Origin of the sequence: Streptomyces sp. NRRL S-244 (genome assembly GCF_000717915.1) — a bacterium.
GTDB lineage: Bacteria > Actinomycetota > Actinomycetes > Streptomycetales > Streptomycetaceae > Streptomyces.
Genome location: NZ_JOCX01000007.1, coordinates 47374 through 66814 on the forward strand (window position 1 = coordinate 47374; position 19441 = coordinate 66814).

At 73.9% G+C, this 19441-nt stretch carries 17 protein-coding genes; 13 read left to right on the forward strand and 4 right to left on the reverse strand.

Translation table 11 applies throughout. The annotated features are described in order from the left end of the window. Positions 1-24 precede the first annotated feature (24 nt). Both IF02_RS0110180 and IF02_RS0110185 read right to left on the reverse strand, forming a co-directional pair. Positions 25-1779 (reverse strand): PQQ-binding-like beta-propeller repeat protein, encoded by a 1755-nt coding sequence (locus tag IF02_RS0110180; protein ID WP_158708478.1) that lies wholly within the window; start codon positions 1777-1779, stop codon positions 25-27. Between the two features lie 63 nt (positions 1780-1842). After that, positions 1843-2652, reverse strand: a complete 810-nt coding sequence (locus IF02_RS0110185) for a dienelactone hydrolase family protein (protein WP_030155507.1) — start codon at positions 2650-2652, stop codon at positions 1843-1845. A 335-nt stretch (positions 2653-2987) separates the two neighbouring features. Between IF02_RS0110185 and IF02_RS0110190 the strand changes: the two genes are divergently transcribed. From IF02_RS0110190 to IF02_RS0110200, 3 genes are read left to right on the forward strand one after another with little or no spacing between them, the layout of a single operon-like run. Next, positions 2988-4472, forward strand: a complete 1485-nt coding sequence (locus tag IF02_RS0110190; RefSeq protein WP_158708479.1) for a lipase family protein — start codon at positions 2988-2990, stop codon at positions 4470-4472. A 19-nt stretch (positions 4473-4491) separates the two neighbouring features. Then, complete coding sequence (locus IF02_RS0110195) at positions 4492-5988, forward strand: hypothetical protein (RefSeq protein WP_030155510.1); 1497 nt, start codon at positions 4492-4494, stop codon at positions 5986-5988. A 29-nt stretch (positions 5989-6017) separates the two neighbouring features. Beyond that, a complete protein-coding gene (locus IF02_RS0110200) occupies positions 6018-7079 on the forward strand; it encodes a beta-ketoacyl-ACP synthase 3 (protein WP_234318151.1) in 1062 nt (353 codons plus the stop codon). 74 nt (positions 7080-7153) lie between these two features. On the opposite strand, the gene IF02_RS33065 is transcribed toward IF02_RS0110200, so the two are convergent. Beyond that, a complete protein-coding gene (locus tag IF02_RS33065) occupies positions 7154-7924 on the reverse strand; it encodes a 1-acyl-sn-glycerol-3-phosphate acyltransferase (RefSeq protein ID WP_051696105.1) in 771 nt (256 codons plus the stop codon). A 164-nt stretch (positions 7925-8088) separates the two neighbouring features. Here IF02_RS33065 and IF02_RS0110210 point away from each other — a divergent pair, with 164 nt between their 5' ends. The 10 genes from IF02_RS0110210 to IF02_RS0110255 all read left to right on the forward strand — a co-directional run bounded on the left by IF02_RS0110210 (position 8089) and on the right by IF02_RS0110255 (position 18832). After that, complete coding sequence (locus tag IF02_RS0110210; RefSeq protein ID WP_030155514.1) at positions 8089-8340, forward strand: acyl carrier protein; 252 nt, start codon at positions 8089-8091, stop codon at positions 8338-8340. Continuing rightward, entirely contained in the window at positions 8340-9542 is a 1203-nt protein-coding gene (locus tag IF02_RS0110215; RefSeq protein ID WP_030155515.1) for a beta-ketoacyl-[acyl-carrier-protein] synthase family protein, read from the forward strand. The genes IF02_RS0110210 and IF02_RS0110215 overlap by 1 nt, the downstream gene beginning before the upstream one ends. A 133-nt stretch (positions 9543-9675) precedes the next feature. After that, positions 9676-11766: a SpoIIE family protein phosphatase gene (locus tag IF02_RS0110220; protein WP_030155516.1), complete on the forward strand. Its 2091-nt coding sequence runs from the start codon at positions 9676-9678 to the stop codon at positions 11764-11766. A gap of 16 nt (positions 11767-11782) precedes the next feature. Beyond that, entirely contained in the window at positions 11783-12394 is a 612-nt protein-coding gene (locus IF02_RS0110225) for a nucleoside/nucleotide kinase family protein (protein ID WP_030155517.1), read from the forward strand. Positions 12395-12738: 344 nt separating this feature from the next. Beyond that, positions 12739-13317 carry an RNA polymerase sigma factor gene (locus IF02_RS0110230; protein ID WP_234318152.1) on the forward strand — a complete coding sequence of 193 codons (579 nt, stop codon included), beginning with the start codon at positions 12739-12741 and terminating at the stop codon, positions 13315-13317. Between the two features lie 953 nt (positions 13318-14270). Beyond that, on the forward strand, positions 14271-15077 hold the full coding sequence (locus IF02_RS35440; RefSeq protein WP_078622018.1) for an IclR family transcriptional regulator: 807 nt from the start codon (positions 14271-14273) through the stop codon (positions 15075-15077). A 99-nt stretch (positions 15078-15176) separates the two neighbouring features. Then, the gene (locus IF02_RS0110240) at positions 15177-15803 is read left to right on the forward strand and encodes a hypothetical protein (protein WP_030155521.1); all 627 of its coding nucleotides are present in this window, start codon (positions 15177-15179) and stop codon (positions 15801-15803) included. A gap of 116 nt (positions 15804-15919) precedes the next feature. Next, a complete protein-coding gene (locus IF02_RS32320) occupies positions 15920-16180 on the forward strand; it encodes a ferredoxin (RefSeq protein WP_037836028.1) in 261 nt (86 codons plus the stop codon). Beyond that, on the forward strand, positions 16173-17594 hold the full coding sequence (locus IF02_RS0110250) for an NAD(P)/FAD-dependent oxidoreductase (RefSeq protein WP_030155524.1): 1422 nt from the start codon (positions 16173-16175) through the stop codon (positions 17592-17594). Before IF02_RS32320 ends, IF02_RS0110250 begins: the two co-directional genes overlap by 8 nt. Continuing rightward, a complete protein-coding gene (locus tag IF02_RS0110255; protein WP_030155525.1) occupies positions 17591-18832 on the forward strand; it encodes a cytochrome P450 in 1242 nt (413 codons plus the stop codon). Before IF02_RS0110250 ends, IF02_RS0110255 begins: the two co-directional genes overlap by 4 nt. Before the next feature lie 59 nt (positions 18833-18891). Here IF02_RS0110255 and IF02_RS0110260 read toward each other — a convergent pair whose 3' ends face one another. Beyond that, a complete protein-coding gene (locus IF02_RS0110260) occupies positions 18892-19404 on the reverse strand; it encodes a DUF4430 domain-containing protein (protein WP_030155527.1) in 513 nt (170 codons plus the stop codon). Positions 19405-19441 lie beyond the last annotated feature (37 nt).

A 19441-nucleotide genomic window follows, 5' to 3' on the forward strand; every position in this document is an offset into this window, starting at 1 on the left:
CCGGCAGGCGCACCGCCGCCTCTCCTACCGGCCGAAGGAGAGGACGGCGTGCGTCACCTCCGACGGCTTGGGGCTGTACACCCGGCCGTTGAGCAGGAAGAGCCGTCCGCCCGCCCAGGCCAGGCGCACCGTGTTGGGGTAGAAGACGGATGCGGCGCCCTTGGTGCCTTCCGGGCTCGCCAGGACCACCTGCGGTTCGCCGCCGGTCGCCACCGGGAGCGCCGCGACCGCGCCCGCCGCTTTGGCACCGGGCTGGACGTAGACGAGGAGCTTGCCGTCCTCGACGGCCAGCGGCAACATGGCGCGGTCCTTGGGCGCGGCCGCATGCCACTTCTCGGCTCCGCTGTTCAGATCGACCGCGACGACCTCGTCCGTCGTGTCGATGCCGAGGCTCGTGCCGGGCTTGCCCGCGGCGATGTAGAGCGTGTCGGCATCGACGACGGCGCCTGCGCAGCCGTGCAGATCACCGCTCCCGTCGCCCCATCCGTTGCACCGGCCGGGGACCCCGAACCTGGACTCGGTCTGCGAGCGGACCTTGCCCTCCGCCGTGAAGGCCGTGATGTTCCAGACCTTCCGGTCGGAGTGGTACGCGGCCACGACCAGGGGGTCCACCGAGTAGATCCGGCCGAGGTTCCAGCCCTTCTCGTACTGGTAGTTCCACTTGGGCGCGCCCGTCGCCGGGTCGGCCTCCTCGATCACGGTCACGGACTTGCCGGCCGCGTCGTTCGGGTCGGGGCAGTTCCGTACGTTGATCAATTTGGCACCGCCACCGCCACCGCCACCGCCACCGCCGACGGCCGCCGGATAGCAGGCGCCCGTCTTCGACGTACCGAAGAGCTTTCGGCCGTCGGTGACCGAGAAGCCGCTGACGACGGCCGACCGGGCGACCGCGACGGTGTCCCCGGCGATCGCCAGCCTGAACTCGACCGAGGTGTCATAGGAGTTCTCCTGCGGCACCTCGACCTTCCAGCCCGCTTTGCCCGTGGTGAGGTCGATCTGCTGGAGGTGGGTGCAGCGGGCGCCCTCGCCGTCGCCCGACTTGACGCCGACGACCAGTTTCCCGTTCGCGGACGGGGCCGGCGCGACTCCGCACAGCGGACTCTCCAGCGCGACCTTCCACTTCTCCCGGCCATCGGTCACCGCATGCGCGGTGACCTCCTTGAACATCGCCCGGACCACCACGTCGCCCACCCGCCACGGGCCGTACTGCGAGGTCCCCGAACCGGGTACTTCGGTCCTGTTCTCGCTCAGCCAGACCGGGGCCTCGCCCGGCTTGATCCCGGCGTTGAGGTCGGACACGTCCGGGCCGCCGCCCGGGCCTTTTCCGTCGCCCTTGTCGACCGAGGGGGAACCGGACGGCGTGGCCGATTCCGTACCCCCGGCCCCGGTCCCGGCCGGCGCCTTGTCGCGACCCTTCCCCACCAGGGCGTACGCCCCGCCGCCGATCACCAGCAGGCCGGCGAGCAGCGCCGCGATCAGCAGGGTGGGCCGGCCCCGGAACGGGCCCTTGCCCGCCCCGCCCGTCGTCGGCGGCAACGGGGCGCCGAATCCGGGCTGTTGCCCGGGGTGGCCGTGAATACCGGGCGGGGGAGGCGGCAGGGGCGCGGGCAGCGGCTGCGCGTACGGGTTCCCCGGCACGGGGCCGGAACCGGGCGCCGGAGCCTGGTAGTCGGAGCCGTAGCCGGGCTGCACGGCAGGCGGCGGGGTGGGGCCTGCCGGCTGCCCCGCGGGCCGCGGCTGATCAGGGTCGGGCAGTTCATCGAGGTCGTGACCGGTCATGGTGCAAGTGTTGCCGGTGAGCCAACCCGGCTGGAACACGTTTCTGGACGAAAGGCTGTCCGGTCAGCCGTCCAGCCGTGCGTGCAGGAACGCGGTGACCTCCGCGCGGGCCCTCAAGGCCGGGTGGTCCTCCGGGGTTTCGCGGACCTCCAGGGTGAGCACCGCATGGGCCTGCCGGCCGAAGCCGTCGCCGTTGCCCGGGGCCGAGCTGAGCCGGATGACCTTGAAGGCTTCGCCGAGCCGGGAGCTCAGGGTGTCGAACCGCTCCTCGGGGGCCATCCAGTCCTCGCTGAACCGGAGCCCCATGACGCAGAGGCCGTTGTTCCGTGTGCGCTCGACGACGCGCTGCAACTCTCCCTCGGAGACACCGGCGTCCGCGCGCCGGGCGGCGGTCAGCGCGATCGGGGCCGACGGCTGGCTCATCACGGGGGCCAGGACGACATCGTCCACGGCCGCGGCCAGGGCGAAACCGCCCGTGAAGCAGAGGCCGATGACGCCGACCCCGGCGGCGGGCGTACGGGCGGCGAGGTCGCGGGCGAGGGCCCTGAGGTAGTCGGCGACGGGCCGGCGGGCGTTCGTGGCGAAGGCCCGGAACTCCGCGGACACGCAGATGCGGGCGAAGACCGCCGCCGTCCGCGCGACGGACACCGGTTTGCCGGGCGTGCCGAACAGCGAGGGCATCACGACGGTGAACCCCTCGTCCACCAGGTGTTCGGCGAGGCCGAGCACCTCGGGCGTGATGCCGGGCAGCTCCGGCAGGAGCACCACGCCCGGCCCTTCGCCCTTCTCGAAGCAGTCGTACGTGAGCCCCTCGGCGGAGAACGGGGCCCGGCGCCAGCCGGCGAGGGTGGAAGTCGGTGCGGTGCCTGTCATTGCCCCTGCTCTCGGTCGGGTCCCGGCGTCGGCAGCCGACTGTACGCCGCGTCCATGCCAAACGAATGGCCGGACCGGGGTGCGTCAACAGCGTGGGGGCCCGGTCATCCTCCCGGAGCCGCCCGACTCCGTCGGGTGAACCGGGCGCCCGCCGGATCCGCCGAGGCCCGTGGGCACTGGCCCGGGACGGGGTCCGGGGCCGGCTCCGCACGGGGGCGAGGGGTGCGAACGGAGCTCGGGACGCGCGGAAAGGATCACTTTCGATGCCACGATTCCCCCGCACACAGCGGGCAGGCAAGGCTGCGAAGCCGTTCACAGGGATGAGAGGTACGTAAGTGGCGCCTCAGGTGGTCGACGAAACGGCTCAGCGTCTCCCCGCGCGGAGGGCCCCGGGGACCGCCGCCCCGGGCGCGGCCCCGGCCGCACCCGCATCCGTACGCGTACCCGCCCCCACCGCACCCGAAGCGGAGCCCGAGCGGATCGACGCCGAACTCCTCATCGCCGCCTCGGTCCTGCTCGCCGACGCGGCGCTCACCGCCAAGCGGTCCGGCGCGGAGCTGACCGGCGCGATGTTCAGCTGGCGCTTCGGGCTGGAGGCGGTGCGGCGCCCCGGCTGGGCCCTCGGTACGGCCTTCTCCTGCGCCCGGGCGCTGACCGGGTCCGCCGGGCTCGGGTTCGGGGCGAACGGCGGCCTCATCGGTGAACTCCTTCGAATCGCCGGCAACATGACGTACCGTCGGCCCGCCAAGGTGGCCATGGCGGTGGACGCCTTCGCCCTGCGGATCAAGGCGGCCGCGATCGACCACCCCAACCTCGACGCCCCGGCCGCCCGCCGCCTCACCGACGCGATGGTGGCCGGGAACCGGCTGGAGGCCGCGCGGGCGATGCGCGCGCTGATCGAGCTGCTCGGCGTGACCCGCGCCCTGACCACGGTGAGCCCCGTGATCATGGAGCTGCTGGCCCTGCTCGGCATGCTCGACGAGAACCCGGTCAACGACGACTTCTCGTGGGTGACGCTCGCCGGCGGCGTGCCGACCACCGACCCGATCCTCGGACTGCCCAGCTCGGTCCTCAAGTTCCTCAACCCCGGGCCGGGCCGCGCCGAGCGCACCGAACCCGACCCGATCCTCGCCAAGGTGCTCGCCACCTCACGCAACGACATCGTCAGCTACGTCAACGACATCGGGGCCCTCGGCAACCACGGCCTGGTACTGCTGCGCCGCGTCGAGTGCACCGACGGCGCCGTGCGGTACGTACTCCTGCTGCCCGGCACCAGCTTCGGGCTGCTCAGCAACAGCACCCCGCAGGACCTGGTCGGCGCGCTCGACGGACTGCTGCGCACCGACACGACCTACACGCGCGCGGCGAAGAAGCTGCTCCGGCGGGCCGGGGTGCCCACCGGCTCGGAGCTCATGATCGTCGGGCACAGCCTGGGCGGGATGACCGCGATGAACCTCGCCTCCGACGTGGAGGTCTCCGCCACCTACCGGGTCACCCACGTGATCGCGATCGGCTCCCCGATCGACAGCAAGCGGCCCGCCGACCACACCACCCGGGTGATCAGCCTCGTGAACAAGCACGACGTGATCCCGGGACTGGACGGACGCGGACCGGCCTCGCCCCACGACATCCCCGAGAGCTGGGTCGAACTGGCCTGGCTGGACGAGTCGTACGACTACCCGCTGTCGCACGCCCCGCAGGCGTACTCCGACGCGCTGCGCGGGGAGTTCACGCCCTACCGGGACCAGGTCAACAAGCTGATCACCGAGTACGACGGCGAAGTCGTCGGCAACCAGCCCTACATGCTGCGCGACAAGTGACCACAAGGGAGACCGACCGATGACCACTGCCGACAGCCCGGCCACCGCGGCGCGACGTCCCGCCACGGCCTGGCCCCTGGAGAACGCCGTGTTCAGCGCGGCGATGGTCGCCCAGCGGCTGCCCTGGGTGGACGCCCCGGCCCGCGCCCTCGGGCTGGACATGCTGACCCGGGACGGGGTGACGCGCGGGCTGCTGGCATTCCTGCGGCGCACCCGCTCCGGCCGCCCGGTACAACTGAGCACCCCCTTCGGGCCGTTCCTCCTGCCACTGGCCACCGCCGACGCCGCCGGCCTGCTCGCGGCGGCGGACGAGGCGGAGGCCCTCGCGCCCGCGGTCGGCCTCACGGCCGGCGGGCAGCGGTACGGCCTGTCGCCGCACGTGCCGCTGCCCCGCGACGCGGCCGTCCCGGCCGCCGAGCTCGGCGCCCTGCTGGCCGAGGACGTGGACCGGGTGATCGCGGCCCGGCGCGGGGACGGCACGCTGGATTGGCAGGACTGGCAGCGCGGCATGCAGCGACTGGGCCGGCGCGTGGTGGCGGGCGCCGCGGCAGTCGAGGACACGCTGCTCAGCGAGGTGCTCACGGCGGCGACGGCCGCCGCCGACAGCAGGTCGTACGCGGGCCGGGCCGAGGCCCTGTGGCGCCGGCTGGCACCACACCTGGCCGACCCGGACCCCGCCTCCCTGGCGGGCAGGCTCCTGGCCCAGGGTCCCGGGCGCAAGGAAAGCGATCCGGACGCCGCCGGACCGGCCGTCGCGCACGCGCTCGCGCTGGTGTCCCAGGCCGCCGCCGAGACCGTACTCCAGGCGCTGGCCCTGCTCGCCGTGGGCGCCGCCGCGTCCCCGGAAGCGGCCGTGGCCGAAGCGCTGCGCCGCTGGCCGCCCGTTGCCGCGGCCGTGTACCCCGTACGCGCGGACTTCGTCTGGCAGGACCTGGCGGTCGAGGCCGGGACCGAGATCCTGCGGGTGCCCGGCTGGCTGCGCGGCCTGGACGGCGAGGACCGCCCGGACCCGGCGCCGACGGGCACGTCGGGCGGGGCGGGGAGCTCGGGGATGCCGCCGCTGTGCGGGGCCCCGACCGGGTGCGCGGCGACCCGGTTCGCGGCCCTCGTCGCCGAGCACATCGTGCGCGCCGTCACCGAGGCGGTCCGCCCGCTGCTGATCGCCCCGCGGTTCACCGCGGACCGGCTGCCGGACACGCTCGATCCGCGGACGCTGGTGGTGGCGCTGGAGGACCTCACCGCCCCGCAGGGCGACGGGCGGGTGACGGTGGCCGTGCCGACGGCGGTGCCCGTCTCGGCGTTCGGCTACGCCCCGGCCGCGTACGGGGCCCTGGCGCACGCCAGCGCCGACCGGCTGGAGCGGCACGCGGAGAGCCTCGCCGCCTGCGCCGGGAACAGCGGCTGGAACACCGACGAGGAGGGCGAGCGGTTCCGCATGGTCCTGCTGGACCACGCCGAGCGGTGCGCCACGGCCGCCGACGGCGTACGGCAGGCAGCGAAGCGGCTGACGGACTGACGGACTGACGGACTGAGGCGGACGGATCCATGCACACATCGGCACCCGAGCCCGAGCCCGCGCCCATGGCGGCAGGCGGCCGCGCCGCGGTCCTGACCGGGCTCGGCGCGTACGTGCCCCCGCGCGTCCTCACCAACGCCGAGCTGTGCGGGCAGCGGCCCATCGGCGACGAGTGGATCCGTGCCCGCATCGGCGTGGCGAGCCGGCGCGTCGCGGACGGTGAGGCCACCGTCGACCTGGCGGTACGGGCCGGCCGGCACGCGCTGACGGCGGCCGGGGTGTCCGCGGTCGACGCGGTCGTCCTGACCACCATCTCCCCGGACCGGCTCATGCCGGCCGGGGCCCCGGAGGTCGCGGCGCGCCTCGGGCTGGGCACGGTACCGGCGTTCGACCTGGCCTCGGGCTGCAGCGGGTTCCTCTACGGCCTGGGCGTGGCCTCCTCGATGATCACCGCCGGCGCCTTCGGCCGCGTCCTGCTGGTCGCCTCCGACGTGTTCAGCGCGTTCCTCGATCCCCAGGACTGGCTGATGTCGGCCATCTTCGGCGACGGGGCGGGCGCGGTGGTGCTGCGCGCGGGCGAGGCCGGTGCCCCCGGGGCGTTCGGGCCGTTCGACCTGGGCAGCGACGGCGCGCAGGCCGATCTGCTGGAGATCCCCGGCGGCGGAGCGCGGGCCAGGAAGCAACAACTGGCGGATCCGGACGCGGAGTTCTCACCGTACTTCCGGATGGACGGGCCCGTCGTACGCAAGCAGGCCGTCGTCGGGATGTGCGACTCCGTGACGCGGGCCGTGGACCGGGCCGGGTGGCGTCCGGCGGACCTGGACGTACTGGTCGCCCACCAGGCCAACCAGCGGATCCTGGACGCACTCACCGCCGAACTGGGCCTGGCGCCCGGGCAGGTGCTGTCGCACATCGAGACGTACGGGAACGCCGGGGCGGCCTCGGTGCCCGTACTGCTGGCCCAGGCGGCCGCCGCCGGGACGCTGTCGCCGGGCCTGCGGGTGGCGCTCACCGCGTACGGAGCGGGGCTGGCCTGGGGGTCGACCACCCTGGTCTGGCCCGAGGTGCGGGCGGTGGCCGAGGGCGGCTGAGCCGGCCCCGGGCCGAGCCGGCCCCCGGAGCGAGCCGTCCCCGGAGCGAGCCGGCTCCCCCGACCTGCGGAGCACTACCAGAACGGCGTGTCCCGCCTGCGCCGTTCCCGGTCCACCAGGGCCTGTACGGCGGCCTGCGACTCGGCGCACAACAGCCGGGCCGCGGCGGCCCGGGCGGCGTAGGACTCGGGCCGAGGAGGCGCGGGGATCGCCTCGCCGATGGTGACGAGCCACTTCGCGGGCAGGGGGAAGAGCGTGGTGATCGGGAAGTAGGGGAGGCCGAAGAGGCGTGCCAGGGCCGGGATCTCCCCGACCCGGGGGCACGCCTCCTCGGCACCGATGACGGACACCGGGACCACGGGGGCTCCCGCCCGAACGGCCGTGACCGCGAATCCGGGACTGAACGGCCGGAGTTGATAGCGCTTGCGGAAGGGCTTTGCGAGACCGGAAAGCCCTTCGGGAAACACCCCGACGAGTTCCCCGGCGGTCAGGTGTTCCATTCCCAGTGTCGGATCGAGCGGAATGGCGCCTTTCTTCCGGGCGTACGGGCCGAGGATCGGGAAGCGGAAGACCAGCGGAGCCGCGGGAACGTGCAGGGGCCGCGTGAGGGTGCGGGCGAAAACCTTCTGGAGGACGAACGCGTCGAGTCCCCAGGCACCCGAGTGGTTGGCCACGAGGACGGCGGGCCCTTCGGTCGGGATGTTCTCCACCCCGGCCACTTCGAGCCGGAAGTAGTCGTCGACGAGCCAGTCCAGGAACCGGTCCCAGGCGTCCTCCCCGGCATTGCCGAGCAGCCGCCGCACGTTCCTGAGCTCGGCCCCGGCCACCTCGATCACATCGGTCATGCTTTCCGACACGAATGATCCCCACTCTCACATTTCGAATCATCAACAAGCCTGACAGGGACGGGTTTTGAGTAAATACCCTGCCGTGATACCTATTTGAGCACGAGAAGGCCCTGCCCTCGCACCTTGCTGCAATCGCACCGCTACCGCAAATGAGAGATGCCGTGACCACTTCCGCGCCGGAATCCGTCCTCGACGTGATCAGTGAACTGCTCATCGAGAAGTTCGAAGTCCCATCCGAAGACGTCCGGGGAAACGCGCCGATGCGCGATCTGCTGATCGATTCGCTCATGATCGTCGAGATGGCCATCGCCGTTCACGAGACGCTCGGCATCAAGGTCGAGGAGGAGGAGCTCCGCGCCGCCACCCTCGCGGAGTTCGCCGCGGCCGTCGACGAACGGCTGACGGACCGTTGATCAGTCGCCCCGAGGCCGTCGTGACCGGGCTCGGTCTGGTCACGGCCGCCGGATGCGACCGGGACACCACGTGGGCGGCGGTCCGCGCCGGCCGCGCCACGGCGGTCCCCGACCCCCTGCTGCACGGTCTGCCCGTCTCCCTCAGCTGCCGTGTACCGGAGCTGGACCACCCGGTCCTGCACCGGCGCGGCTCGGCCCACCTGGACCCCGTCGACCGGTTCGGCCTGGTCGCCGTGGCGCAGGCACTCGACCACGCCGGACTCGACCCCCGCGAGTGGGACGGCGGCCGGGTCGCCGTCGTCACCGGCGGCAGCCTCGGCGGTGTCCTGACCCAGGACAAGGCGCTCGCCCGACTCCGGGAGCAGGGACCGGAGTTCGTCTCCCCGTACTTCCTCCCCGCCTACCTGACCAACATGACCTGCGCCAACATCGCACTGCGCTTCGGGGTGACCGGACCCGCCCTGGCCACGTCCACGGCCTGCGCCTCGGGCACGACCGCCCTCGGCCTCGCCCGGGACCTGCTGGCGACCGGTCAGTGCGACATCGCCCTCGTGTGCGGCGCCGACGCCGGCGTCACCCGGCTGGTGGTGACCGGGTTCTCCCAGCTGGGCGCCCTGTCGGACACGGGATCGCGCCCGTTCGACGCCACCCGCGACGGCTTCGTCATCGCCGAGGGCGCCGGCGCACTGGTCCTGGAGCGCCCCGAGCACGCCGCCGCCCGGGCGGCCCGGCCCCTCGCCCGCCTCATCGGCCACGCCGCCTCCACGGACGCGCACCACCTGGTGGCCCCGCACCCCGAGGGCCGCGGGGCCGAGCGGGCCGTCCGCGCCGCCCTCGCGGACGCGGGGGTCGGCCCCGAGGACGTCGGCCACGTCAATGCGCACGGCACCTCGACCCGGCAGAACGACGCCATCGAGGCGGCCGTGCTGCGCCGTGTCTTCCCCCACCGGCCGCCCGTCACCTCGGCCAAGGGAGCACTGGGGCACACCCTCGGGGCCTCGGGCGCCATCGAGGCGGCCCTGACCGTCCTGGCGCTGGCCGAGGGAATCGTTCCGCCCACGGCAGGGCTGGCCGAGCCCGACCCGGGTACGGACATCGACGTCGTCGCCGGTACGGCCGGGAAGCACGCCGGGCAGGTGGCCGTCAGCAATTCCTTCGGATTCGGCGGCCACAACGCCGTGGCGGTACTCGCCCGGCCCTGACCGCATCAGACCCCCCGCCCCTGACCGCTCCGGTCCGGCCCTGGCCGCCCCGGTCCGCTCCGATCGGCCCCTGGCAGCGCCGGGAAGCGGCTCCGGGCGGGCCGGGCGACCATGGGGGTGTGGAAGGTGCGCCATGACCGAGCAGATACCCATCGAGGATCTGATCAGCGGCGCCGCCCAGGACGCCGGAGGCTGGCTCGGCGCCCTGCCCGTGGCGCAGCTGGCCACCGGCGCCGACGGCACGATCGTCCGCTGGAACCGCGTGGCGCAGGAGCTGCTCGGCTACGCCCCGCCGCAGATCGTCGGCCACCACATCGCCGACCTCCTGCACCCCGGGGCCGACCGCAGCCTCGGCCGCGCCCTGTGGGAGACCGCCGTGACCGGGCGCGGGGTGATGGGCACCGTGACCGCCTGGCACCAGGACGGGCACCCGCTCGAGCTGGAGATATGGGCCTGCCCGGTGCCCAGCCGGCGCCACGGCGCCTCCGCGGTCCTGGTCTTCGCCGCCGACGCCCACGCGGCCCGCCGGATCCGGGGATCGTCGGCGGTCTGGGACGGACTGTTCGCGCGCTCGCCCGTCGGCATCGCCATCCTCGACACGCAGCTGCGATTCCTCCAGGTCAACCCGGCCCTGGAGGCGATGAACGGCCTCCCGGAGTCCGCCCACATCGGACGGCGCCTCGCGCAGGTCCTGCCGGAGGTGAACGCGGAGGACATGGAGGACGCGATGCGGCAGGTCCTGGCCACCGGGGAGCCGGTGCTGGACCGCCGCCGCTCCGGGCGCACCCCCGCGGAACCCTCCCGCGACCGGGTCTGGTCGTGCTCGTACGTCCGGGTCGAGGACCCCGGCGGTCGCCCGATCGGCGTGATCGCCTCCCTGCTCGACATCACCGAGCAGCAGCGCGACCACGTCGAGGCCGAGGCCGGCCGCCGCAGGCTGGCGCTGCTCAGCGAGGCCAGCGTCCGCATCGGGGCGAGCCTGGAGCTGGAGCGCACCGCGCAGGAGCTGGCGGACCTCGCCGTACCGCAGCTCGCCGACGCCGCCACCGTGGACGTACTGGACACCCTCGCGCGCGGTGACGAGCCCGGCCCGGGGCTGGCCGGGGGCGTGGCCCTGCGGCGCCTGGGCAAGGCCCCGCTGACCGGCTCCGCCGTGATCGGCATCCTGGCCCCGCTGGGCAGGACCCTCGTCTTCCCGGCGGCCGCCCCCTACACCCTGGCCCTGGCCGCCCGCCGGCCCTTCCTGATCGCGCAGCTGGACGAGCAGGCCGTCGCCTCCGCCTCCCGCCACACGAGCAAGCCCGCGCAGCTCCTGCCCGTCGGCGTGCACTCGTTCATGATGGCGCCGCTGATCGCGCGGGACCTCGTACTCGGCGTCGCCACCTTCTACCGCACCAGCCCCATCGGCCCCTTCGGACCCGACGACGTCACCCTCGCCGGCGAGCTCGCGGCCCGGGCCGCCATCAGCATCGACAACGCGCGCCTCTACCACCGCGAACACGAGACCGCCGTCATCCTCCAGCGCAGCATGCTGCCCCAGCACATCACCCCGCCGCCCGGCATCGAGGTCGCCCACCGCTACCTGCCCGCCAGCGACGTCAACGAGATCGGCGGCGACTGGTACGACGTCCTGCGGCTCCCCGGCGGCAAGGCCGCCCTGCTCATCGGCGACGTCATGGGCCACGGCATCGCGGCCGCGGCGGTCATGGGACGGCTCTCCGCCAGCGTGCGCGCCCTCGCCCGGCTCGACCTCGCCCCCGAGGCCCTGATGCACCAGCTGGAGGCGACCCTCGACGACCTCGCCGATCCGATGATCGCCACCTTCCTGTATGCCGTGATCGACCCGGAGACCGGCCACTGCCGCATCACCCGCGCCGGCCACCCGCCGCCCGCGACCGTCAGCCCCGACGGCACGGTCCGCCTCCTCGACCTGCCGCCCGGCACCCCGCTGGGCGTCGGCGGGACCGCGTACTCCACCACCGACCTGACCCTGTCCCCGGGCAGCCTCCTCGTCATGTACACCGACGGCCTCGTCGAGGCCCGCGGCAGCGACATCGACGAACGCCTGGCCGAGCTGACCCGCCTGCTCGGCGAACCCCCGCGCTCGCTGGACCACTTGTGCGACTCGCTGATCACGCAGCTGGTCCCGGCGTCCGCGGACGACGACATCGCCCTGCTCATCGCCCGCGTCGGCACCGACCCCCACACGCCCCCGCCCCCCTGACGGGCAGGATGGGGGGATGGAGTTCACCGAACTGGAGGAGCGGGCCCGCGCGCTCGCGGCCTCGGGCGAGCGCCGGATCCTCGGCATCGCCGGACCGCCCGGAGCCGGCAAGTCCACCCTCGCCGCCCGCCTCGCGCAGGCGCTCGGGCCCGAACGGGCCGTGGTCGTACCGATGGACGGGTTCCACCTCGCGCAGGCCGAACTGGAGCGGCTGGGCCGGGCCGACCGCAAGGGCGCCCCGGACACGTTCGACGCCGCCGGGTACGCGGCGCTGCTGGCCCGGCTGCGCACGCCCGCGGCCGCCGCGGTCTACGCCCCCGCCTTCGACCGGTCGCTGGAGGAGCCCGTCGCCGGGAGCATCCCCGTCGACCCGGCGGTACGCCTGGTGATCACCGAGGGCAACTACCTGCTGTACGAGGCGGGGGAGTGGGCGGCGGTACGGGCGCTCCTCGACGAGGTCTGGTTCCTCGCGCCCGACGACACCCTGCGCGTACGGCGACTCGTCGACCGCCACGTACGCCACGGGAAGGCGCCGGCCCGTGCCGAGGAGTGGGTGGCGCGCTCGGACGAGGCGAACGCCCGGCTGATCGCCGCCGGCCGGACCCGGGCCGACCTGGTGGTGGAGTAGGGGCGTACGCGGCGGCAAGGGGGCGCGCAGCGGATCAGATGCGCCATTTCCCGAAAGATTTCCGTCGACACCCGTGCACATTCGGGCGTGTTTTCCGATGGGGTGGTGTTGGGGGAGCGGCCGGTCCGACCGGCCGCTGGATGTGGGGGGCAGGCATGCCCGTTCCGTTCGCTCACCGGAAGGCTTCCCGCCGACGTGATTCCTGTCCAGACCTTCGCTCCCGTGCTGATACTCGTCGCTTCCGACGCTCTCGATGCCGTCAGGAGACACCCACGCCTGCCGGGTGCGAGGACCCGGGCAGCGACCGCTCGTACCGGCGACGACCGGCATCCCTGGAGGAGCGCATGAGTGAGGGCGAGCTCGACCCGTCCGGGGACCGGGCGGTCTCCAGCGAGCTGGCCGGCGTGCTGCCGGTGGAGTTCAGCGCGTTCCACTCCCAGCACCACCGCGCCTACCTGCGCTACGCCCACCTGCAACTGGGCTCCCGCCAGGACGCCGAGGACGTCGTCGACGACGTGTTCACGTTCCTGCTGAAGGTGTGGCGCCAGGCGCTGAAGGAGGCGAGCCTGCACGGCTTCGCCTGGGCGGTGCTGCGCGAACACGTCGCGCGCAGGCTGGCGCTCCTCGGCCGGCCGGCCGCCATGGTCGAGACGGCCTGGTTCGCCGCCCTGCGCCGCGCATCCCGGCACCGCATGGAGCTGCTGGAGGCCAAGCTGGGTCTGTACGCGGCGATCGCATGCCTGCCCGAGCGCCACTACGACGTGGTGTTGCTGGCCTTCCTGCTGGGGTACGACAACGGCACCGTCGGCCGGATGATGGGGATCTCCCCCGCGGCGGTCCGTTCGCACATTCGAGGCGCAAGTCGAATCCTGTCCCAGAAACTCGGGGCGGACTGGGCTCCTGGAGAGGAGAAGGGCCGGTGAGCGACATGACGGCCGACCACGACGCCGTGCCGGGGGAGGAGCCGGCGGCGGCACTGGAGGGGGCCGAGGTGCTGGTGGAGGAGTACGCCGGCTACGACGAGGACGCCGCCCGGCGGCGCATCGCCCGCCGCATCGCGGCGGACCGGGCCCGCTCGGCGACCGGCGCCACCGGCCGGGGCGGCTTCCCGGCACCGGCCTCCCTCGCGGGCCGCGCGCCGCTGCCCCGGCCCGTGCCCACCGTGGCGGACGACCTCGTGCTCGACGCCGCCTGCCACGTACGGGCCGCCCGCGCGCTGGACGACCTGGCCTGGTCGCTGGCGGAGAGCCGGTCCTTCGCCGAGCTGGCCCTGGCCGCCGGCACCTGGCCGCACGGAGCGGAACCGGCCCTGCTGTTCGGCTGCCTCCTGCACCTGGCCGACCGGATGGAAGGCGCCCAGTTCTGGTTCCAGTACGCGGCCGGGGCCGGCTCGCGGACGGCCGCGCGCCTCCTGCACCTCCACCACCTCGCGCGCGCCGAGGTGGACACCGCCCGGCACTGGAAGGCGCTGGCCGAGGCGCTGCCCCCGGACGAGGGACTGCCGCACCTGCCGGAGGTCCCGGAGAACCTTGAGGAGGCCCTCGGCGCCTCGGTCATCTGGACCTCGCCGCCGATCAGCACCCAGGACCTCACCGCCCTCACGGCGGTGAGAGGGTACGGCGGGCGGCCCCCGTACCGGCTGCCCGCCCGGCTCAGGCGGGCCGTGACGGCCCTGAGCTGGAGCGACGACCAGGACCAGGGGGAGGTGTTCCTCCTCGGCCCGCACGTGGCGGTGGCCATCGCCCAGCACGCGCGACTGGACATCCTGCACCTGACGGACGAGGCGAACGCCTGGGCGCTCGAAGCCCTCAGGCATCCGCAGCCGACCGGGGCCGCGCGCGGCGCGTCGTCCCCAGGGCGGCCGGCTCCGGTCGCGATGGAGGCCGTCCACCGGGCGCTGCGCGTCCTGGAGGTCGTGGGCCGGTACTCGGGCGGGGTGGGCCTCGCCCAGATCGCCCGCGAGACCCGGCTGCCGCAGCTGGTGCTGGCGCGGGTGATGGAGCAGCTCGTACGGGCCAGCCTGGCGGCCCCGGCCGGCCCCGGAGCGTACATCGCGGGCCGGGCGCTCTCACTGACCGAGGCGGCGTCCGGCGACGGGCGCGGGCACCTGCAGGAGACCCTCGCCTGGGTCCGGGACGCGGTCGGCGCCGCCGTCTACGTGGCCCGCTACACCGACGGCGAGGTGTGCATCACCCAGTACGCCGACGGTCCCGCGACACCGCTCGTGGACGAGTGGGTCGACTTCCGGGCCGCCGCCCACGCCTCGGCCGTCGGCAAGGCCCTGCTGGCCCAGCTCGGGACCGACGGCCGCAAGGACCACCTGTCCCGGCACCGGGCGGCGCGGTTCACCGCCCACACCATCACCCGGCAGGACGACCTCTTCCGGCAGCTCGACACCCGCCGGCCGGGCGCCCCCCTGCTGGACCTCCAGGAGTACGCCGTGGGCACGGTCTGCGCCGCCGTGCCGATCACCTCGGGCCCCAACGCCGAATGCCTGGCCCTGTCCATCCCGGCCCCCGACCCGCACCGCCTCGTGCAGGCCGCCCGGATCCTCCAGAGCGAGGCCGCGGCGGTACTGCTCGCCCTGATCGTGGCGGGCACCGGCCCGGGCACCTCCCGTACGGCGCCGCACCGCGAGGAGGGAGCGGGAGAGCCCGGCAGCATCCTGATCACCGCCACCTAGGTCGTGTCCCGGGGCGGTCCTCCCGCCGGCCCGCCCCGGGCGTCACCCGACCGCACTGCCCCGCTGGCACGCGGGCCCGGCGGGCGGCTTGCTGGAGAGATGACAGAGCGAGCACCGGGAACCCGGCAACAAGCCCTGAGCACCCCCAAGGCCGCAGGGCTGGCGGGGGTCGTCTTCGCCGTCCTGCTCGCGACGGCGATCGTGCTCGCCCGGATCGCCCTGCCCGAAGGGGGCGGCGGCGAGGAGATGATCGCCCCGGGCGAGCGGGGGGCGCTGCAGACGGCGACCGAGCTCGTCCCGTTCGCGGGCATCGCCTTCCTGTGGTTCATGGGCGCACTGCGCGAGCACACCGGCGACGCCGAGGACCGGTTCATCGCGACCGTGTTCATGGGCAGCGGACTGGTCTTCGTCGCCTGCCTCTTCGGAGCCGTCGCCGCCGCCGGGACCGTGCTCGACGCCGAGGACCCCACCAGCTTCGGCCGGCACTTCGCGTACACGCTGCTCACGACGTACGGGATGCGGATGGCCGCCGTCTTCGTCCTCGCGACCTCGACCATCGGGCGCAAGCTCGGGGTCCTGCCCAGGTCCCTGGTCGTGATCGGGACCCTGGCCGGGGTGGCCCTGCTGGCAGTGGGCTCCAGCGTGCCGTACTGCGAGCTCGTCTTCCCGGCCTGGGCCCTGCTCATCAGCCTGTACATCCTGCGCGCCGCCCGCCGCACCGCGTGACTCCCGCTCGCCGCCGCCTCCCGTCACCCCAATGGCCTCGCCGGACGGGCCGTCCCGCTTCCCGGGCCGCACGCTGGCCGGGAAGCCGGAGGGGCCAACGAAAGGACTGGACCTTGCTGAGGCTTGTCGTCGATCTCAACCGGTGCCAGGGGTACGCGCAGTGCGCCTTCCTCGCACCCGACGTCTTCGCGATGCACGGAGACGAGGGCCTGCTCTACGACCCGCAGGCGCAGGACGCCCACCGCGAGCGCGTGGCCCAGGCGGTCGCCGCCTGCCCGGTGCAGGCGATCCTCGTGGACGAGCTGGACATGGCCGCCACCGCGCCCGGCACCCCGGGCGGCGCCGCGCGGGCCGCCGCGGAGGCGTCCGATGGCTGACACCGCCACGGACCGTCTCAAGACGGACGGCCGGATCGTCGTCGTCGGCGCCTCGCTCGCCGGGCTGCGCGGCGCCGAGACCCTGCGCGAGAAGGGCTTCAAGGGCACGCTGACCATGATCGGCGACGAGCCCCACGAGCCGTACGACCGCCCGCCCCTGTCCAAGCAGGCGCTGCTGGGCATGGGTACGGCCGAGGGCACCGCGCTGCCCCGCCGCCGCGACATCGACGCCGAATGGCGCCTCGGCGTACGGGCCAGCGGCCTCGACATGGCGGCCCGGCGGGTCAAACTCGCCGACGGGGACGAGGTCCCGTACGACCGGCTGCTGATCGCCACCGGCGTCCGGGCCCGGCCCTGGCCCAATCCGGCCGAGGGCGAGCTCGACGGCGTGTTCGTGCTCCGGACCCGCGACGACGGCGCGGCCCTGGCCCGGCGGCTCGACGCGGGCCCGCGCCGGGTCCTGGTCATCGGCGCCGGGTTCACCGGCTCCGAGATCGCCTCCGCCTGCCGCGAGCGCGGAGTGGAGGTCACCGTCGCCGAGCGCGCCGACGCGCCCCTGGTCGGTGCGCTCGGCGGGGTCATCGGCGCGGTCGCCGCCGAACTCCACCGGGAGAACGGCGTCGACCTGCGCACCGGCATCATGGTCACGGCCCTGGAGGGCGACTCCACCGGACACGTCCGCGCCGCGCACTTCTCCGACGGCACCTCGCTGGAGTGCGACGTCGTGGTCGTCTCGCTCGGCGCCCAGCGCAACACCGAGTGGCTGACCGGCTCCGGACTCGGCGCCGGCCCCCGCGGCATCGCCTGCGACGCGGGCTGCCGGGCCTTCGACATCCGCGGGATCGTCACCGACGACATCTTCGTCGCGGGCGACGTCGCCCGCTCCCCGCACCCGCTGTTCGGCTACCAGTTCCTGTCCCTGGAGCACTGGGGCAACGCCGTATCGCAGGCGGAGACCGCGGCCCACAACATGCTCAGCGAGAGCAGCGAGCGCCGCCCGCACATCTGGGTGCCGGCCTTCTGGTCCTCGCAGTTCGGGGTGAGCATCAAATCGGTCGGCGTGCCCTCGATGGGCACCGAGATCATGATCACCCAGGGCTCGCGCGCCGAACGCCGCTTCACCGGCGTCTACGGCTACCAGGGCCGCGTCATCGGGGCGGTCACCTTCGACAACTCGCGCTGGCTGCAATTCTACCAGGAGCAGATCGAGGCCACCGCGCCCTTCCCGCCGCCGTTCCCCACGGTCGACCGGCGCCCCGAGGGGCAGAAGCCGCTCCCCGCGGACTTCCCCGACCCGTCCGTGCCCACGCACGGACCGACCGTCACGCTCAGCGGGTACTCGCCGGCCGACCGGCGCCTCACGTTCACCCCCGCCGGGCACCGGCCCGCCCGCCCCCCGGAGGTCCCGGCATGAAGCAAGGCATCCTGAGCGACATCCTCGACTACTCCAACCGCGCGAACCCGTACCCGCTCTACGCGGAGCTGCGCAAGACGCCGGTCTACCACGACGGGGACGGCCCGTACGTCGTCAGCACGTACCACCACATCCAGAGCCTGCTGCACGACCCGCGGCTCAGCTCCGAGGCCCGCAATCTGTCCGCGAGCGCCGGGGACCCGCTGGCCGGCGGCGAGGACGAGGGAGCCTCGGCCCTGCCGCCGAGCTTCCTCAAACTGGACCCGCCGGAGCACGACCGGCTGCGCCGGATGACCAACCGCCCCTTCGGGCCGCCGCACTCCCCGCACCGCGTCGACGACATGCGCGGCTTCCTGGGCGCCACCGTCACCGGACTCATCGACAACCTCGGCGACCCGGAACGGATCGACCTGGTCGACCAGTTCGCCTACCCGTTCCCCGTCACCATGATCTGCCGGCTGCTCGGCGTACCGCGCGAGGACGAGGCCCGCTTCCACGTCTGGGCCGACACCCTGGCCGCGAGCCTGGACCCCGACCCCGACGCCGACCAGACGGAGCGGGAGAAGAAGACCCACGACGCCCGGATGGAACTGGGCATGTACCTGGCCGGGCTGATCGAGGAGCGCCGCAAGAACCCCGGCGAGGACATGCTCTCCCAACTGGCCGTCGGACACGGCCAGGACGAGACGATGAGCACGATGGAGCTGCTCAGCACCGCGGCCCTGCTGCTCATCGCGGGCCACGAGACCACCGTCAACCTCATCACCAACGGGATGCTCACCCTGCTGCGCAACCCGGACGTCCTGCGGCAGCTGCGCGAGACGCCCGACCTCGCCGTGCCCATGGTGGAGGAGCTGCTGCGGTTCGAGCCGCCGGTGCAGCTGCTGCCGCAGCGCACCCCGCTCGTGGACATCGAGGTCGGCGGGGTCACCATCCCCAAGGGCTCGTCGATGTGGCTGATCATCGCCTCCGGCAACCGGGACCCGAACCGCTTCGAGGACCCGGACCGCTTCGACCCGTACCGCAAGGACATCCAGCACCTGGGCCTCGGCAGCGGCATCCACAGCTGCTTCGGCGCCCCGCTGGCCCGGCTGGAGGCGCAGCTCGCGCTGAGCGAGCTGGCCCGCCGCCTGGAGAACCCGCGCCTGGTCGAGGACCCGCCGCCCTACCGGCAGAACGCGGTGCTGCGCGGCCCGCGCCACCTGCGGATCACGTGCGACGGGGTCCGTCCCGCCTGAAGCCGCGGGCCGGATCTCCGGCCCGCGGCCCCTCGCGTGAGCGGTGAGGAGCGAGAGGCTCAGAAGGAGGTCCAGGTGAAGGCCACCTGGTCACCGGCGTTCAGCTTGAACTGGCAGCCGCCGACCGGGGTGGGCGTGCCGTTGACCGAGATGCTCCAGTACGCCGAGCCGCCGCCGCTCACGTTCTTGATCGTGTCGACGGAGTAGTCGTCGAAGGACGCGTACCAGGTGCCGTCCCAGCCGAAGTAGTTTCTCCGGGCCGCGTCGTCGAGCGCCGCCGTCGGGGTCGGGACCTTGGACGGGTTGGCGTTGCCGTTGGTGCCGTCGCACTTGTGCGCGCCGCCCGTGGCGGTCGTGACGTCGTGGCCCTTCGTGTTGACCTTCCCCTTGAACAGCAGCCCGTTCGGACCCTGCACGGTCAGGGTCACGTTGACCGCCTTGTTCGTGTTCGGTGCGGCCTGGGCCTGGGCCTGGGCCTGCGCCTGGGCGTGGGCCGCGGCGGGCGCGGTGGCGAGGGCGAGGCCGAGGGCGGCCGTGGTCACGACGGCGCGGCGGGCGAGGGTCTGGCGCATGGAATGCCTTCCTGGAGTGGACCGTCCGGCCTGCCGC

Coding starts and splice junctions, on each gene's coding strand:
- IF02_RS33065 (WP_051696105.1), bottom strand. CDS start 7,924: ATGACCGATGTGATCGAGGTGGCCGGGGCCGAGCTCAGGAACGTGCGG.
- IF02_RS0110200 (WP_234318151.1), top strand. CDS start 6,018: ATGCACACATCGGCACCCGAGCCCGAGCCCGCGCCCATGGCGGCAGGC.
- IF02_RS0110195 (WP_030155510.1), top strand. CDS start 4,492: ATGACCACTGCCGACAGCCCGGCCACCGCGGCGCGACGTCCCGCCACG.
- IF02_RS0110220 (WP_030155516.1), top strand. CDS start 9,676: ATGACCGAGCAGATACCCATCGAGGATCTGATCAGCGGCGCCGCCCAG.
- IF02_RS0110260 (WP_030155527.1), bottom strand. CDS start 19,404: ATGCGCCAGACCCTCGCCCGCCGCGCCGTCGTGACCACGGCCGCCCTC.
- IF02_RS0110240 (WP_030155521.1), top strand. CDS start 15,177: ATGACAGAGCGAGCACCGGGAACCCGGCAACAAGCCCTGAGCACCCCC.
- IF02_RS0110225 (WP_030155517.1), top strand. CDS start 11,783: ATGGAGTTCACCGAACTGGAGGAGCGGGCCCGCGCGCTCGCGGCCTCG.
- IF02_RS35440 (WP_078622018.1), top strand. CDS start 14,271: ATGGAGGCCGTCCACCGGGCGCTGCGCGTCCTGGAGGTCGTGGGCCGG.
- IF02_RS0110180 (WP_158708478.1), bottom strand. CDS start 1,779: ATGACCGGTCACGACCTCGATGAACTGCCCGACCCTGATCAGCCGCGG.
- IF02_RS0110250 (WP_030155524.1), top strand. CDS start 16,173: ATGGCTGACACCGCCACGGACCGTCTCAAGACGGACGGCCGGATCGTC.
- IF02_RS0110255 (WP_030155525.1), top strand. CDS start 17,591: ATGAAGCAAGGCATCCTGAGCGACATCCTCGACTACTCCAACCGCGCG.
- IF02_RS0110230 (WP_234318152.1), top strand. CDS start 12,739: ATGAGTGAGGGCGAGCTCGACCCGTCCGGGGACCGGGCGGTCTCCAGC.
- IF02_RS0110185 (WP_030155507.1), bottom strand. CDS start 2,652: ATGACAGGCACCGCACCGACTTCCACCCTCGCCGGCTGGCGCCGGGCC.